The 15,521-nt window shown below is 39.6% G+C and carries 16 protein-coding genes; 10 read left to right on the top strand and 6 right to left on the bottom strand.

The window, feature by feature from the left end:
• Window positions 1-291 precede the first annotated feature (291 nt).
• The 5 genes from ACOKFG_RS14610 to ACOKFG_RS14590 all read left to right on the top strand — a co-directional run bounded on the left by ACOKFG_RS14610 (window position 292) and on the right by ACOKFG_RS14590 (window position 4,228).
• On the top strand, window positions 292-888 hold the full coding sequence (locus tag ACOKFG_RS14610) for a LysE family translocator (RefSeq protein ID WP_298790869.1): 597 nt from the start codon (window positions 292-294) through the stop codon (window positions 886-888).
• A gap of 19 nt (window positions 889-907) precedes the next feature.
• Entirely contained in the window at window positions 908-1,771 is an 864-nt protein-coding gene (locus ACOKFG_RS14605; RefSeq protein ID WP_298790867.1) for a hydroxymethylglutaryl-CoA lyase, read from the top strand.
• 151 nt (window positions 1,772-1,922) lie between these two features.
• Entirely contained in the window at window positions 1,923-3,101 is a 1,179-nt protein-coding gene (locus tag ACOKFG_RS14600; protein WP_298790865.1) for a hypothetical protein, read from the top strand.
• 81 nt (window positions 3,102-3,182) lie between these two features.
• Window positions 3,183-3,713: an FMN-binding protein gene (locus ACOKFG_RS14595; RefSeq protein WP_298790863.1), complete on the top strand. Its 531-nt coding sequence runs from the start codon at window positions 3,183-3,185 to the stop codon at window positions 3,711-3,713.
• Window positions 3,713-4,228, top strand: a complete 516-nt coding sequence (locus ACOKFG_RS14590; protein WP_298790861.1) for a hypothetical protein — start codon at window positions 3,713-3,715, stop codon at window positions 4,226-4,228. Before ACOKFG_RS14595 ends, ACOKFG_RS14590 begins: the two co-directional genes overlap by 1 nt.
• Here the strand turns inward: ACOKFG_RS14590 and ACOKFG_RS14585 are convergent.
• Window positions 4,215-4,586 (bottom strand): DUF6686 family protein, encoded by a 372-nt coding sequence (locus tag ACOKFG_RS14585; RefSeq protein WP_422861517.1) that lies wholly within the window; start codon window positions 4,584-4,586, stop codon window positions 4,215-4,217. The genes ACOKFG_RS14590 and ACOKFG_RS14585 overlap by 14 nt on opposite strands.
• A gap of 123 nt (window positions 4,587-4,709) precedes the next feature.
• Here ACOKFG_RS14585 and guaB point away from each other — a divergent pair, with 123 nt between their 5' ends.
• On the top strand, window positions 4,710-6,182 hold the full coding sequence (guaB, locus tag ACOKFG_RS14580) for an IMP dehydrogenase (protein WP_298790857.1): 1,473 nt from the start codon (window positions 4,710-4,712) through the stop codon (window positions 6,180-6,182).
• Between the two features lie 4 nt (window positions 6,183-6,186).
• On the opposite strand, the gene ACOKFG_RS14575 is transcribed toward guaB, so the two are convergent.
• The 3 genes from ACOKFG_RS14575 to lysA all read right to left on the bottom strand — a co-directional run bounded on the left by ACOKFG_RS14575 (window position 6,187) and on the right by lysA (window position 8,434).
• Window positions 6,187-6,711, bottom strand: a complete 525-nt coding sequence (locus ACOKFG_RS14575) for a DUF255 domain-containing protein (RefSeq protein WP_299486027.1) — start codon at window positions 6,709-6,711, stop codon at window positions 6,187-6,189.
• 69 nt (window positions 6,712-6,780) lie between these two features.
• Window positions 6,781-7,194 carry a DUF3995 domain-containing protein gene (locus ACOKFG_RS14570; RefSeq protein WP_422861516.1) on the bottom strand — a complete coding sequence of 138 codons (414 nt, stop codon included), beginning with the start codon at window positions 7,192-7,194 and terminating at the stop codon, window positions 6,781-6,783.
• Window position 7,195: 1 nt separating this feature from the next.
• Complete coding sequence (lysA, locus tag ACOKFG_RS14565; protein ID WP_299174466.1) at window positions 7,196-8,434, bottom strand: diaminopimelate decarboxylase; 1,239 nt, start codon at window positions 8,432-8,434, stop codon at window positions 7,196-7,198.
• Window positions 8,435-8,598: 164 nt separating this feature from the next.
• Between lysA and ACOKFG_RS14560 the strand changes: the two genes are divergently transcribed.
• From ACOKFG_RS14560 to ACOKFG_RS14545, 4 genes are all read left to right on the top strand, one after another.
• Window positions 8,599-9,237 carry an LON peptidase substrate-binding domain-containing protein gene (locus ACOKFG_RS14560; RefSeq protein ID WP_299486023.1) on the top strand — a complete coding sequence of 213 codons (639 nt, stop codon included), beginning with the start codon at window positions 8,599-8,601 and terminating at the stop codon, window positions 9,235-9,237.
• A gap of 133 nt (window positions 9,238-9,370) precedes the next feature.
• On the top strand, window positions 9,371-10,564 hold the full coding sequence (gene sucC / locus ACOKFG_RS14555) for an ADP-forming succinate--CoA ligase subunit beta (protein ID WP_298790848.1): 1,194 nt from the start codon (window positions 9,371-9,373) through the stop codon (window positions 10,562-10,564).
• Window positions 10,565-10,701: 137 nt separating this feature from the next.
• Window positions 10,702-11,103, top strand: a complete 402-nt coding sequence (locus ACOKFG_RS14550; RefSeq protein ID WP_299486021.1) for a TerB family tellurite resistance protein — start codon at window positions 10,702-10,704, stop codon at window positions 11,101-11,103.
• A gap of 115 nt (window positions 11,104-11,218) precedes the next feature.
• Window positions 11,219-11,644 carry an Hsp20/alpha crystallin family protein gene (locus ACOKFG_RS14545; RefSeq protein ID WP_299486019.1) on the top strand — a complete coding sequence of 142 codons (426 nt, stop codon included), beginning with the start codon at window positions 11,219-11,221 and terminating at the stop codon, window positions 11,642-11,644.
• A 94-nt stretch (window positions 11,645-11,738) separates the two neighbouring features.
• Here ACOKFG_RS14545 and uvrB read toward each other — a convergent pair whose 3' ends face one another.
• Together uvrB and ACOKFG_RS14535 are read right to left on the bottom strand one after the other, a co-directional pair.
• Window positions 11,739-13,727, bottom strand: coding sequence for an excinuclease ABC subunit UvrB (gene uvrB, locus ACOKFG_RS14540; RefSeq protein WP_299486017.1), 1,989 nt, complete (start codon window positions 13,725-13,727; stop codon window positions 11,739-11,741).
• 48 nt (window positions 13,728-13,775) lie between these two features.
• The gene (locus ACOKFG_RS14535) at window positions 13,776-15,509 is read right to left on the bottom strand and encodes a T9SS type B sorting domain-containing protein (protein ID WP_422861515.1); all 1,734 of its coding nucleotides are present in this window, start codon (window positions 15,507-15,509) and stop codon (window positions 13,776-13,778) included.
• Window positions 15,510-15,521 lie beyond the last annotated feature (12 nt).

The raw sequence follows: 15,521 nt of genomic DNA, 5'->3' as shown, positions 1-15,521 counted from the left end.
GTGCACAAATGCAACAGAACAGTAAATATAGTACTGAGGTTTTTTTCACAACACGTTGAGCTAGCTATCTAATCGTATACCCAAATAAAAGGGCAAGGATAAATATAATGGATATTATTTAAAGAGCTGATTTGTGTGAAAAAGTTTAGCGGATTGCCGAAATTCTTGACATTACGGCGATACATATCAAGTTTGAACAAGTCAAAAACAACAAGCCAGACTGCATTATTTTTGTACATTTCCAACTGAAACACTTCTATCTTGAATTATGAAATTTTAATAGGATTTTGCATGGCTGCCGCCATATTGGCGATTGCTCCGGGCCCTGATAACATTTTTGTTCTTAGTCAAAGTATTTCCAATGGGGTGAAATCTGGACTGGCCACAGTTGCAGGTTTAGTAAGCGGATGTTTGGTACATACAACTTTATTGGCCTTTGGCATTTCTGAAGTCATCAAAAGAAGTGATACCTTGTTTTGGGGAATCAAATTGTTTGGAGCAGCTTATCTACTCTACTTGGCTGTGATGGTATATCGGAGTGATGCTACAATTTCTTTGGATAAGAAAGGGGTTTCTTCAAGAGGATTGGGCCAATTGTTTTGGAAAGGATTTACCATGAATGTGTTGAACCCAAAGGTGACCATTTTTTTCCTGGCATTTTTTCCAGGATTTTTGTTCAGTACAGAACTTCATCCGGTTATTCAATTTTATGTTCTTGGCTTGCTTTTTATGCTGATTGCCTTTGTCATTTTTGGAACAATTGCCGTTTTGGCCGGAGCTATTTCCAACTATCTCAAGAGAAATTCAAAAACGGGATTTTACTTAAAATGGATGCAGATTTTTGTTTTTGTTGGAATAGCTATCTATTTGATCTTATCTGATAAATAGTGGTAATTTTATGCAGACAATGGCAGAGGTAAAGTTAATAGAATGTCCACGGGACGCCATGCAAGGAATCAAAACCTTTATTCCCACTGAGGAAAAGGTGCGGTACATTCAATCACTATTGGGGTGCGGGTTTGACACCATCGATTTCGGATCTTTTGTCTCTCCCAAAGCTATTCCTCAAATGGTGGATACTGCAAAAGTTTTGGAACAACTTGATCTTTCGAAAACAAAAAGTAAGTTGTTGGCCATTGTGGCCAATACGAGGGGAGCCAATGATGCTGCACAGCATCAGGCTATTGACTACTTGGGGTATCCTTTTTCCATTTCGGAGAACTTTCAGATGCGGAATACCCATAAGACCATTGACCAATCTGTGGAAACGCTTAAAGGTATTTTAGAAATTGCCAACACCAATGATAAGGAAGTAGTCACTTATATTTCTATGGGATTTGGCAATCCCTATGGGGACCCTTGGAATGTGGAAATTGTAGGGGAATGGACGGAAAAATTAGCGACTATGGGAGCCAGAATTTTATCGCTTTCCGATACCATTGGTAGTTCTACTCCAGAAGTTATCGACTATTTATTTTCCAACCTGATTCCAAAATATCCGGATATTGAATTTGGTGCTCACTTACATACCACACCTACAAAATGGCATGAGAAAGTGGATGCAGCTTACCAAGCTGGATGTCGACGTTTCGATGGAGCGGTCCAAGGTTTTGGAGGATGTCCCATGGCTAAAGATGAACTTACCGGAAATATGCCAACCGAGAAAATGCTCTCGTATTTTACTTCACAAAAGGCAGAGACAGGGGTTAATTGGATGGTTTTTGAAGCCGCTTACAACAAGGCCACTGAACTTTTTTCGGCCTATCATTAATTGACTACAGGTTGCTTCCTAAGTCACCAAAATGTTAAATATTAAAATTTATTTAAATTAAGTCTAAATAAATTTGGTCCATTCCAACGGTCGAAATATATTTGCTGCCATCAATTTATTTAAAATCAATCTAAATAATAATAACAAACAAATGAGGAAGTACACCCTTCTTTTAGCATTGCTAGTTTCAACATCAATTTTTGCGCAGACGCAAACCGATTCCATTACCTTGGATCCTCAAAAACAAATCAATGCGGCGCAACGACTTCTTTCGGGAAATTATGCTTCGGCGGTTACAGTTGGGGCTTATGGGGAGATGTTGTACAATCAGCCAAATGGTCAAAATGGTGAAATAGATGTGCAACGTCTGGTAATACTCTTTGGATATCGTTTTGATGACCGTACCCAGTTTGTAACAGAAATTGAGTTTGAGCACGTAGAAGAAGTTTTTGTTGAGCAGGCATTTGTAAACTATAATGCGGCACCTAACTTAAATATTAGAGGGGGTTTAATGCTTGTTCCTATGGGTATTGTGAATGAATTTCACGAACCTACAACCTTCAACGGAACAGAAAGACCTATGGTAGATAATGTAATTGTACCCACAACCTGGAGAGAACTTGGAGTAGGGGTAACAGGCAGATTCAATTCTATTTCTCTTGGCTATCAAGCGTATCTATTTAACGGTTTTAAATCCTCAGAAGCAGATGGCGAAGGAGGAGTTTCTGGAATTTTAAGAGGCTCGAATGGATTAAGAAGCGGAAGACAGAAAGGTATTCGCTCAACTATTGATAGTCCAAATCTGTCCACCAAGTTGGACTATTATGGAATTCGTGGTTTGCGTCTTGGGTTTTCAACTTATTTTGGACGTACACAAGCAGCCGATGATGTAGAACAATTTGATGGTTCCGACATTGGAATGGCAATGTTTGGACTTGATGCAAGATACGCTTATCAACGTTTTACCGCACGTGGACAATTTATCCATGCTTCTTTGTCAGATACTGAAGCCTATAACAATCTAACAGGAAGAGATTTGGGTAGTGCCCTACAAGGATGGTATGTTGAGGGTGCTTATAATCTACTCCCGTCAGGTAAAAGACAAAAACTATTCGCTTTCGCACGCTACGAAAAATATGACACCCATGCCAATACCGATGGTGCTTTGGTAGAAAATGAAGCGTACGACCGTACAGATGTAACAACAGGACTTACCTATCATATCGCCCCTGGCGTGGTAATCAAAGGAGATTATCAGTTCAGGAGCAACGCTTTGGACGGTGACGATGTTACCGACAGACTTAATTTTGGAATAGGGGTGTGGTTTTAACCACACCTTTTTTTTCGTGCTGTTGAAAGATTATTCGGCTTATTTTTATTCATAATAAGTCTAAATTAATATATTTGAGGCATGAAAATTGTCAAACCATTTGCAACACTTTTTGTTTTGTTACTTTTCTTTGGATTTGGTATTCCAAAAGGAGTCCATAAAAGGGTTATAAAGGAAGTTGAGAAGACTTTTGAGGTCTCCGACTTCAGTTTGACTCCAGTTACGGTTACCCAGGAAATTAATGAAGCACTTCCCACCAAAATTTCTGGGGATAATTTCTACAAGATTGACCTTCAAGATTCGATATTGGGTTATGCTTTTGTCGATCAGGCACCGAGCAAAACGGCCAAATTTGATTATTTGGTAGTTTTTGATGGTGATTTAAAAGTCTTGAATTCCAAAGTGCTTATATATCGTGAAGAATATGGCGGGGAAATAGGCAGTAAAAGATGGCTTAAGCAATTTGTTGGGAAAACTGGCGGTGACCGGGTAAGTGATGAAACTAATATTGATGCTATTTCCGGAGCTACCATCTCCGTCCGTTCCATGACAAAATCCATGGATAATCTTTTACAAACTATTGGGATTCTTCAGGAAAAAGAACAGTTATAATGGAATATAACGGTCTTCTGACTAATTTCCCGAAAGAACTCCGACTTTTTATTGCGGTATTTGTTATAGTACTTTCCATAGGCTTTTTTACAGGGCTTTTGTTTATAGGGCAGACAGAGGCCACAACACCAGCTGGTTTAGAGGAGAATTATTTGGGCAATGAAGAGGATGAGAGTGCGACGGTCATGAAGTTTCGAAAAGGGGAGCGGGAGATGCTTACCATTGTCCATACCCATATCTTATCCATGTCGTTTATTTTCTTCTTGTTAGGTGGATTGGTTTGGATTGCCAAGTTTCCCAAGAACTGGAAGCTGTTTTTGACCATAGAACCTTTTCTTTCAGTTCTGTTGACCTTTGGGGGCATATATCTTATGTGGAAAGGTATATCATGGATGAAATACATCGTTATTTTTTCAGGTACTCTTATGACGCTTACCTTTACTTTTTCCGCTGCACTAGTCTTTTTACAGTGCGTGGGAAGTAGTAAAAAAGGTAAAGACCTCAATTCTCAATAAAGGTGTAGTTTATTTCTTTATAAGCGAGAAGCTTCAGCTGGTTGAGGTTAATAGACAACAGGCGTTTAATCTCCAGAATTTCACATTTGCTTACTAAAATAATAAAGTGCTTTTGACCCACAGAGATTGGTATTTTACGTTCATGGATCCAATTTTTAAACTCGTTTTCCCAATAAGAGATATCCAGTTGGGAGATATAGGATTTAAATGAATCCAATTCCCATTCGTATAACTCAAAGCATAGATTGTTATAGACCATTTGAAAAAGCTTGCTTTTATCACAAAAGGTCAATGTTCCATTTTTAGTTTGACTAAGGATTTTTTGGGACTCGCACATAATTCTCTGCTGTTTTATCATGTAAATATATTTATTATTTATAATAAGTCTAAATAAAAATAAATTAAAATTTACCAAAAAACCAATAAGATTTATACTTGAATTAAAAGTGGTATATTTGCACGCAATTAATCCGTAATTGCAATGGAAGCCCACCTAAACAAAATTGTTGGCGAAGGACTAACTTATGATGATGTCCTACTTGTGCCGGCATATTCCGAAGTACTTCCCCGAGAGGTCAATATTCAAACAAAGTTTACCAGAAACATCACCATTAATGTTCCTATAGTATCCGCGGCTATGGATACCGTTACTGAGTCACAAATGGCCATTGCCATGGCTCGTGAAGGAGGCATTGGAGTGTTACACAAGAATATGACCATTGAGCAGCAAGCCATTAAGGTAAGAAAGGTGAAGCGAGCGGAAAGTGGTATGATTCTGGATCCTGTTACGTTAACGCAGGATGCTTTGGTGATGGACGCCAAGGCAAGTATGAGAGAACATAGTATTGGGGGTATTCCCATTGTCAATGAAAGTAACAAGCTTATTGGGATTGTCACCAATCGTGATTTAAGGTTTGAAAAAAACAACAGTAGGCCAATAAGTGAGGTAATGACCTCCGAAAACTTGGTAACTGTTGGTGAAGGAACCTCCCTGGAACAAGCCGAGGTAATTCTCCAAGAAAATAAAATCGAAAAGCTTCCCGTAGTTAACCAAAATGACGAACTGGTGGGACTTATCACTTTTAGGGATATCACCAAATTGACCCAAAAACCCATAGCTAACAAAGACCACTACGGTAGATTAAGAGTTGCGGCCGCAATTGGAGTGACCCAAGATGCAGTGGATAGGGCAGGAGCTTTGGTCAATGCCGGAGTGGATGCTATTGTTATTGACACGGCTCATGGACATACCAAAGGTGTTGTAAGCGTGCTTAAAGAAGTAAAAGCCAATTATCCTGAATTGGAGGTCATTGTTGGAAATATCGCCACCGGAGAGGCAGCCAAGTATTTGGTGGAAGCTGGAGCGGATGCCGTTAAAGTTGGTATAGGTCCAGGTTCAATTTGTACGACACGTGTGGTCGCTGGAGTTGGGTTTCCGCAGTTTTCGGCGGTATTGGAAGTAGCTGCCGCAATAAAAGGTAGTGGAGTTCCTGTCATTGCTGATGGAGGTATTCGCTATACAGGAGATATTCCAAAGGCCATTGCGGCCGGTGCTGATACTGTTATGTTGGGTTCTTTGCTTGCAGGAACCAAAGAATCTCCAGGTGAGACGATTATTTATGAAGGACGAAAGTTCAAGTCGTATCGCGGAATGGGGTCAGTTGAAGCCATGAAAGAAGGAAGTAAGGACCGCTATTTCCAAGATGTGGAAGATGACATTAAAAAATTGGTCCCTGAAGGTATTGTTGGTCGCGTGCCGTATAAAGGAGAATTGTATGAAAGCATACATCAATTTGTTGGAGGACTGCGTGCTGGTATGGGCTATTGTGGCGCCAAAGACATTGAAACCCTAAAAGATTCGGGCAGGTTTGTTAAGATAACCGCAAGTGGAATCAATGAAAGTCACCCACATGATGTGACGATCACCAAGGAAAGTCCAAACTATAGTAGATAAAGATTTACTTGCCAGCGTAAGCTTGCCAATCTTTGGTTTTGTAGATATCATCTCCAAAGTAACGGGCAATTTCCATAAAAGGTTTCACTTTCTGATATCCTGGAACAGGGGATAACATATTCAATTTTTCATCAAGAAAAACTACTGTTGGATAGCTCATTTTTCCTTGCAACAAAGCTGCCGCAAATTCGTGGTAACCTCTTCTTCCTGAAGGAACAAACTTAAAAGTGTTTCCCTTAAATTCAATAGGGTCTTTTCCTTCGGCATCCAACTTCACCATATAAAAATTTTCTTGCATGTACTTGGCCACTTCTGGTTTTTGGAAAGTATCCTTGTCCATTTTTTTGCACCATCCGCACCAATCTGTATATACATCAACAAATATTTTTTTGGGATTGGTATCAGTTTGGGATAATGCGACCGCTTCATTCCAGCTGAGCCATTTTACATTTTGCGCATGGGATTGAAATCCAATAAAAAGTAGTGTGAAAAGACTGATCTTAGTTAAGTAGGTAAAAACTGCACGCATCGTTCCGAATTTTGAGGGTTTAGTCCGCAGACTATATCAAAACTAACGAAAATTATGCCAAAATAGTGTTTAGCCAATAAACTCGAGAATAAGGACAAGAACACCCATGAGCAAGCATAGTGGGGAGTAGTACTTGGTGTCAAGCGCTGAAAATTTACTGTTCTTCGCAGTTTTAAAGAATCCAACATATTTGAAGTCACCAAAGGCGCGTATAATAAAAATCACGCCTATACCTATAGAAACATATCGTAGCCAGGCGTAATCGACGTAATTGCTGATTTTGTTTATAAATACGAAAGCGAAACCAAGTAAAATCAACCCAACAAGAACAGCCATGATTTTATTTGGAGTTTTTACCTGATTGCTGCCTATAGAAGTTGGAACTACAGCTTCAGGCTCTTTGATGCCAAATAATGCCCAAAAAAAATGAAGTATTGCCAGAACAATTAGAACAATTGAAATTAGTATGGCCAATACATCCATGTTATTTTATAGCAGCTGCCTTAGGTTTCTCGAACAAATCTTTTATATCAACTTGATTTTTTAGAATGTCATCAAATGTTTCCCTTTGACGAATAAGATGAGCTTTTCCTTTGCTCCAAAGCACCTCCGCGGGCCTATATCTGGAGTTGTAATTGCTCGACATGGTAAAACAATAGGCCCCGGCATTTTTAAAGCAGAGGACATCGCCTTCCGAAATCTCGTTGATTCTCCGGTTACTACCAAAAGTATCCGTTTCACAAATATAACCAACAACGGAGTAATAACGTTCTTTGCCCTTCGGGTTTGATAGATTAACGATTTCATGAGAAGACCCATAAAGCATTGGACGAATAAGATGATTGAAACCTGAATCCACACTGGCAAACACTGTAGAAGTGGTTTGTTTCACGACGTTCACTTTTGCTAAAAAGTGACCAGCCTCGCTGACCAAAAACTTACCAGGTTCAAAGGCTAGTGTCAAATCTTTTCCATACTCTTTGCAAAATTCATTGAATTTACTGGTTAGTTTTTTGCCCAATTCTTCAATGTTAGTTTCAACATCTCCAGCTTTATAAGGAACCTTAAACCCGCTACCAAAATCGATAAACTCTAGGTTTTTGAAATTTTTAGCGGTTTCAAACAAGATTTCCGAAGCATATAGGAATACATCAATATCCAAAATATCACTCCCCGTATGCATATGGATACCGTTGATGTTCATTTTGGTGAGTTCCACGATTCGCAATAAATGTGGTATTTGATGGATGCTGATTCCAAACTTGGAATCGATATGACCCACAGATATTTTCGAATTTCCACCGGCCATCACATGTGGATTTATTCGAATACACACAGGAACATCCGGGTGTTTGCTCCCAAATTGTTCCAATATGGAAAGGTTATCAATATTAATTTGAACACCCAGGGCGGATGCTTCTTCTATTTCCTCCAAGGAAACTCCATTGGGGGTAAATATGATAGATTCAGGCTTAAAACCGGCCATAAGCCCAAGCTTAACTTCTTGAATAGAAACGGTGTCCAATCCACTTCCAAGGCTATTCATTAATCTCAAAATAGAAATATTTGAAAGTGCTTTGGCGGCATAGTTTAACCTAAGACTTTCAACACCAGTAAAAGCTTTGGTCAAACGCTGAAATTGAGATGAAATCTTTTCAGCATCATATACATATAGAGGAGCACCAAATTGGGTGGCTAGCTTCAATAAATTTTGAGAGTTCATATGCTATCTTTGTTTAAAGCAAATCTAAAACTTGCTGGTAAGTTTGACAAGAATATGACACTAAATCATATTAATATAACAAATTGTTTTAAAAACAACATTTAACATTTTCGCCTGCTTGTTCTTTTAAAGTGCGCATCGTACATTTAGGCGAAATTCGCAGCATGAAATTACCCCTATTTCCGCTTCAGACGGTTTTCTTTCCCGGAGAGACTGTACCGCTCCACATTTTTGAAGAGCGGTATAAGCAATTGATTCGTGATTGTAGGCAAGAGGCGATTACATTTGGGATACCTGTCTTTATCGACAATACCATTGCCTATGGTACTGAAGTACAGTTGGCTGAGGTGGTTACTACATATGAAAATGGCGAAATGGATGTGGTATGTGTGGCTCGACAGGTGTTTAAAATTCTGTCTTTTGAAAATCAGATGGATGGAAAGTTATACGCTGGAGGGGAGGTTGAATTTTTGGATTCGGAAAACGATAATGATGAAGAGATAAAGCTTGAGGTCTTGCAAAAGGTTGAAAACTTATATGAGCTGATGGATGTTCCTTTCACAAAAATCCCTGAAAAACAATTCAATAGTTATACTCTTGCCCATAAAATGGGACTCTCCTTCGAGCAAGAGTACCAATTGCTTCAAATACCCAGTGAAACAGAAAGATTGTTGTTTATTAAAAAACATTTAGAAACTACATCGACAGTGCTGAGTGAAGTCAATCGAACAAAGGACATAATTGAAATGAACGGTCACTTCAAGAATTTTGATCCATTGGATTTCGAGGATTTCAGAATGTAGTGCATACTGTAGTTGATTATTCCATCACCTCTGTTAGATGATAGTTTATGTTCGAGCTTAATTAATCCATATTCATCTTCAATTTGTCAAAGTCGTTTTCTATTTTTGTCCCCAATTAAAAGTCAATTCACAAATGAATCTTCACGAATATCAAGGAAAAGAAATTTTATCCAGTTTTGGAGTAAGAATCCAACGCGGTATTGTTGCGCGTAATGCCAAAGAAGCCGTTGATGCTGCCAAAAGACTTACCCAAGAAACGGGTACAGGATGGCACGTTATTAAAGCACAGGTGCATGCCGGTGGACGTGGAAAAGGTGGTGGTGTAAAGTTGGCCAAAAACTTGAAAGAAGTTGAAGAAATTGCTGGTAGCATTATCGGGATGAATTTGATTACGCCACAAACATCTGCAGAAGGTAAAAAAGTACATCAGGTGCTTGTTGCCGAAGATGTTTATTATCCAGGCGATAGTGAGACCAATGAGTTTTACATGTCGGTCTTATTGAATAGGTCTTCTGGTAGAAATATGGTAATGTATTCCACCGAAGGAGGAATGGACATAGAAGAGGTTGCGGAAAAAACCCCACATTTAATTTTTACCGAAGAGATTGATCCAGCAACGGGATTAATGCCTTTTCAAGCACGAAAGATTGCTTTTAATCTTGGATTGTCCGGTATGGCTTTCAAAGAAATGACAAAGTTTGTTTCATCACTTTATAAGGCATATGTTGAAAGTGATTCAAGTATGTTTGAAATCAACCCAGTTTTGAAGACATCAGATGATAAGATAATGGCAGTAGATGCTAAAGTATCCATTGACGATAATGCCCTGTATAGGAGAAAGGCATATGCTGAAATGAGGGATTTACGTGAGGAAAATGCCATTGAGGTAGAAGCACGTGAGGTGGGTCTTAACTATGTTGACCTAGATGGAAATGTAGGTTGTATGGTTAATGGAGCAGGACTTGCGATGGCGACCATGGATTTGATAAAAATGGCGGGTGGAGAACCAGCCAACTTTTTGGATGTAGGTGGAACGGCAGATGCAAAACGTGTTGAAGAAGCTTTCAGGATTATTTTGAAAGACCCGAACGTGAAGGCTATTTTAATTAATATTTTTGGAGGAATCGTGCGTTGTGACCGTGTGGCCCAAGGTGTTGTTGATGCGTACAAAAATATGGGAGACGCGATTCAGGTCCCTATTATTGTTAGGTTACAAGGAACAAATGCCGAATTGGCCAAAGAAATTATTGACAATTCCGGTTTAGCGGTTCACTCAGCAGTTCAATTCCAAGAGGCAGCAGACAAGGTAAAAGAAGTATTGAACTAAACATTCTTCTTAAATGATACAAAAAAGCAACGTTATTCAACGTTGCTTTTTTTTTGTTTAATGACATAACCTAGCCGGTCTGCACACTAAAAGGTCATGTTTTGGAGTTATCTAATTAAGAATCAGCTCCAACCGATATGGGAACCTACAAGGAAAAATTAAGTATACTTTCCGAAATGATTGCTTTTGCACGGGTAGACTATACCTTAAAGGATTCTGAATATCAGTTTTTGCGTGGAGTGGCATCAAACCTTGGAATTGATGAAATGACCTTCGAAAAGCTATTGAATCAAAAATCTCCCAAGGTGACTTTGAAGTCACAAGCTGAGCGTATAGTGCAATTCCATAGACTTTTACTTTTAATGAATGTTGACCAAGAACAACATCAAAAAGAGATCAATACATTGTATAATATTGGACTGACCATGGGACTTCCTCCGTCAGCAATAGGACAAGTGTTAGAGGTGATGCATAAGTACCCAGACAAGGTAGTTCCGGCAGAAGTGTTGATCAATATCTTCAAAGCACATTACAATTAGTGTCATATTGACAGTTAATTTTGTTAAAAAAATGTCAAAATGACATAATATTTCTATTGGTATAACCTTTGTCTATATCAGGGTGATTTACATGTTTAATATAAAATTTGATCACATGAGTCTAGTCAAAAGAAATAACTTGTTTTTTCCATCCATTATGGACGAATTTTTAAATCCCGATTGGTTTGGAGGAGTTGATAATTGGAAAACTTCTGCTCCTGCAGTTAACATTAAGGACAATACCGAAGGTTTTGAACTTGAATTAGCCGTCCCGGGAGGAAAGAAAAAAGATTTTAAAATTGAAGTGGAAAACGATATCCTGACAATTTCAAGCGAAGTAAAATCCAAGGATACAGAAACCAAGGAAAATTACACAAGAAAAGAATTTACGTATGCATCTTTTAAAAGGGCTTTTACCTTGCCCGAAACCGTAGACGGTTCCAAGATTGATGCTAAATACGAAGATGGGATTTTAAAAGTGGCCCTTCCCAAAAAGGAAGAAGCACTGCCAGAACCCAAAAGATTGATTACAATCGGATAGTATAACTTTTAGGAGAACACCTGTCTAGGTGTTTCATGATGGTTGGTTTAGTTGGTTAGTTGAGGAAAGCCCTGCCTTTTGGTGGGGCTTTCTTCTACTCTTGTTCCTGTAGCATTTTTATTTCGTCCCTTAGTTTTGCGGCCTCCATGAAATTCAATTCTTTGGCCGCTTTTTCCATGGCTTTCCGCTTTTCCCGAATCAATTTCTCCTTTTGATCTTGGGTCAGATATTCCAAATCCGGCTCAGCTGCTCGCAATTCTTCTTTTTGGAAATGATAGGTGGAAACAGAATTTTTAGCCAACGCGCTATCCAGATTTTTTTTCAAAGCTTTTGGTACAATATTGTTTTCCTTGTTATAGATGATTTGCTTTTCTCTTCTGTAATTCGTTTCATCAATCGTTTTCTGCATGCTGTCCGTAATGGTATCCGCATACATTATTGCTTTACCATTTAGATTTCGGGCTGCCCTTCCAACTGTTTGGGTCAGTGAACGGTTACTGCGTAAAAAACCTTCCTTGTCAGCATCCAAAATGGCAACAAGGGAAACTTCTGGAAGATCAAGGCCTTCACGAAGTAAATTAACCCCAATCAAAACATCAAACAAACCCTTTCTCAAATCTTGCATGATTTCTACCCGTTCCAGAGTGTCCACATCACTATGGATATACCTGCAACGTACATTGATTCTAGACAGATATTTAGTTAATTCTTCGGCCATACGTTTGGTCAAGGTCGTAACTAATGTCCTTTCATCCAATTCCACTCGTTGCTGAATTTCTTCTACTAAATCATCAATTTGGTTCAAGCTGGGACGTACTTCAATAATAGGGTCCAACAATCCCGTAGGTCTGATGACCTGTTCTACATAAACACCTTGACTCAGCTGCAATTCGTAATCTGCTGGGGTGGCACTTACATAAAGCACTTGGTTCTGCAAAGCTTCAAATTCTTCAAACTTTAGCGGTCTATTGTCCATTGCTGCCGGGAGTCGAAATCCATAATCCACCAAGTTCTCCTTTCTTGAACGGTCACCACCGTACATGGCATGTACCTGAGGAATCGTCACATGACTTTCATCAATCACCATTAAATAGTCGTCTGGAAAGTAATCCAAAAGACAGAAAGGACGTGTTCCGGGTTCCCTGCCATCCAAATAGCGTGAGTAATTTTCGATTCCGGAACAGTAGCCGAGTTCTCGAATCATTTCCAGGTCAAAATTCGTGCGTTCCTCTAGTCGCTTTGCTTCTAAGGGCCTTCCGATTTCCTTGAAATAAGCGATTTGTTTGACTAAATCATCCTGAATGAGGTGAATTGCGTTTTGAAGAACATCAGGAGAGGTCACGAACATGTTCGCAGGATAGATATTTAAGGCATCATAAATCTCAATGACCTTATTGTTGAAAGGATCCAAGGCCTCAATTTCCTCTATCTCATCCCCAAAAAAATGAATTCTAAATGCATGGTCAGCATAGCCAGGAAATACATCGACTACATCTCCTTTCACCCTAAAATTTCCGTTTCTAAAATCTGCGGTGGTTCTGGAATAGAGACTTTGTACCAACTGTTTCAGAAATTTTGTTCTTGATATCACCTGATCCCTTCTAATGGAAATGACATTTTTTTGAAATTCAATGGGATTTCCAATTCCGTATAAACAAGATACAGAGGCTACTACGATAACATCCCTGCGTCCAGAGAGTAGGGAAGAGGTTGTGCTTAAACGGAGCTTTTCGATATCCTCATTAATGGATAAATCTTTCTCAATATAAAGTCCGCTGGTAGGAATATAGGCTTCAGGCTGGTAATAATCGTAATAGGATACAAAGTATTCAACCGCATTGTTGGGAAAGAACTGTTTGAATTCAGAGTAAAGCTGTGCCGCCAAGGTTTTATTGTGAGCCAAAACCAAGGTGGGCCGCTGTACGCTTTCCACCACATTGGCAACCGTAAATGTTTTTCCTGATCCCGTTACGCCAAGAAGTGTTTGGTGCGGTTCATTTTCATGGAGGCCCTTGACTAATTCTGCAATAGCCTGGGGTTGATCGCCCGTTGGTTTAAAATCTGAAACAACTTGAAATTTCATCCCATAAAAATACTAAAGGGATACACCAAAATGAAGCAAAACGTGGTATTATCTTTTAAGCGCGAAGTACCCTTGTATTTCTCGATTTGTATTGTCAACAGCCCTGAACCAGTAACTCCCTGAAGGTAAAGGACGGCCACCAAAATTTCCATCCCATCCTAGGGAATTTTGAGAGATTTCTTGAAGAAACATACCATATCGATTGAAGATTCGAATAGATTGGAAAACAATGGTTTCTGAACCTCTAGGTTGAATAAATTGCCAAAAATCGTTGACACTGTCTCCGTTGGGGGTAAAGAATTTTGGGAACCCCTCAACTGTCAGGTCTTGGGAAAAAGTTTCTTCAACGATACCGCAACCATTTTTATCCCTAACATAAAAGGTATGAGTTCCAGGTGTTACATTGAATACATTGCTATTTTGATATGGCCCATTGATGTCATCCACGGCATATTCGTAATCCCCTCCTCCGGAGGGATTGACGGTCACCCGTATATTCTGTCCGGAATCTTGACTATCTAGACTATTTATGGTAGCAACTTCCGAAGAAACTACTTCGAACAGCTTGGTTGATGGGCATTCAATGAGTTGTCCGGATTGGGCGACATTTGTATAAGCCTCATATCGGTACATGCCATTTTCACTGAGGTCAACATCGGCGGTGGATGAGATTAAACTCTCATTCCCAAATGGATCAATTTGATACCACCGATATCCATCTGCTACATCTGTTGAAGTAAAGGTTTGCGGGACTTGATTTGAACATAATGAAATGGTATCTGGGAAAGTGATTTCGGGGTTCAAGGATACAAATTCTCCCGTTGTTGTGTCCAAATATGGTCCACAACCCAATAAGGTTGAAAAACTTTCTTGTCCGCATCCAATTGCATCCCCGGCCGAGTTGAAAGGGACAATGGTAATAAAAAATGTTCTGTTGGGCTCAAATTCCAAAACGAATGTAGAATTTGTTGGAAAAGAGGTGTTATCCAAGACATCGGCTACGCCTGGAGATGATCCAATGGTTACCCGATATCCTGTGGCTCCTGGTACTGGGAACCACTCAAGCAATGGGGTAAGAGGCACATTTGTATCACCATTTGATGGACTCATAAGGTTTGTGCATCCAGGTATGGTCGCCAATGCACCAGTAGTAAAACTGGTTTCCATGCAGCCCGATGCAGACCCATTTTCATTCGTCGGAAATATGGAGACGTAAATCAGTGTATTTGCAGGAAATTCACCCGGAGGATTATAAGATAGTACATTTCCTACTGGAGTCAATGGAAGGATGTCACTGCCCCCCGGAGTTGTTCCTAATTGGACGGAATACCCGGTAGCTTTTGGAGCATAATTCCAAACGAGGTTTGAAAACACGCTAACATTGGTGGCACCATCAACTGGGGTTCTTATGGAAGTGCAGTTCGGTGGACTTGTCACATCTTCCGTGGTAAAGGATTGGTTTGAGCAGATAATGTCGGGATTACTATCAAAAAGAAAATCCAGAATAATAGTAACGTGAATTTGTGTGTTCTCTGGCAATCCCAAAGGTGGTGTAAAGGATGTGGAATTCCCAACTGAACGCTCAAGAATTTCCGCTCCTCCAGGAGTAAGCCCTAACCGTATGCGATAGGCGGGAACTCCGGGGACCGATTCCCAGGCAATCATGGTCTCTACTGGCACATTACTAGCTCCATCCAAAGGACTTAATAAGTCTGGACATTGCTGCGCAGTTCCAACGGCGGTAACGCAGAGGACGGTTATGAGAAGCAATTTTTTTAACATTTGATCAAAATC

It is taken from the genome of Flagellimonas rhodophyticola, assembly GCF_049332665.1.
Classification (GTDB): Bacteria; Bacteroidota; Bacteroidia; order Flavobacteriales; family Flavobacteriaceae; genus Flagellimonas.
This window is presented reverse-complemented; position numbering and strand designations above follow the sequence as displayed.

Coding starts and splice junctions, on each gene's coding strand:
- ACOKFG_RS14570 (WP_422861516.1), bottom strand. CDS start 7,194: ATGGATGTATTGGCCATACTAATTTCAATTGTTCTAATTGTTCTGGCA.
- ACOKFG_RS14560 (WP_299486023.1), top strand. CDS start 8,599: ATGAAATTACCCCTATTTCCGCTTCAGACGGTTTTCTTTCCCGGAGAG.
- ACOKFG_RS14600 (WP_298790865.1), top strand. CDS start 1,923: ATGAGGAAGTACACCCTTCTTTTAGCATTGCTAGTTTCAACATCAATT.
- sucC (WP_298790848.1), top strand. CDS start 9,371: ATGAATCTTCACGAATATCAAGGAAAAGAAATTTTATCCAGTTTTGGA.
- ACOKFG_RS14605 (WP_298790867.1), top strand. CDS start 908: ATGGCAGAGGTAAAGTTAATAGAATGTCCACGGGACGCCATGCAAGGA.
- ACOKFG_RS14590 (WP_298790861.1), top strand. CDS start 3,713: ATGGAATATAACGGTCTTCTGACTAATTTCCCGAAAGAACTCCGACTT.
- guaB (WP_298790857.1), top strand. CDS start 4,710: ATGGAAGCCCACCTAAACAAAATTGTTGGCGAAGGACTAACTTATGAT.
- ACOKFG_RS14610 (WP_298790869.1), top strand. CDS start 292: ATGGCTGCCGCCATATTGGCGATTGCTCCGGGCCCTGATAACATTTTT.
- lysA (WP_299174466.1), bottom strand. CDS start 8,434: ATGAACTCTCAAAATTTATTGAAGCTAGCCACCCAATTTGGTGCTCCT.
- ACOKFG_RS14585 (WP_422861517.1), bottom strand. CDS start 4,586: ATGATAAAACAGCAGAGAATTATGTGCGAGTCCCAAAAAATCCTTAGT.
- ACOKFG_RS14575 (WP_299486027.1), bottom strand. CDS start 6,711: ATGCGTGCAGTTTTTACCTACTTAACTAAGATCAGTCTTTTCACACTA.
- ACOKFG_RS14545 (WP_299486019.1), top strand. CDS start 11,219: ATGAGTCTAGTCAAAAGAAATAACTTGTTTTTTCCATCCATTATGGAC.
- ACOKFG_RS14550 (WP_299486021.1), top strand. CDS start 10,702: ATGGGAACCTACAAGGAAAAATTAAGTATACTTTCCGAAATGATTGCT.
- ACOKFG_RS14535 (WP_422861515.1), bottom strand. CDS start 15,509: ATGTTAAAAAAATTGCTTCTCATAACCGTCCTCTGCGTTACCGCCGTT.
- uvrB (WP_299486017.1), bottom strand. CDS start 13,727: ATGAAATTTCAAGTTGTTTCAGATTTTAAACCAACGGGCGATCAACCC.
- ACOKFG_RS14595 (WP_298790863.1), top strand. CDS start 3,183: ATGAAAATTGTCAAACCATTTGCAACACTTTTTGTTTTGTTACTTTTC.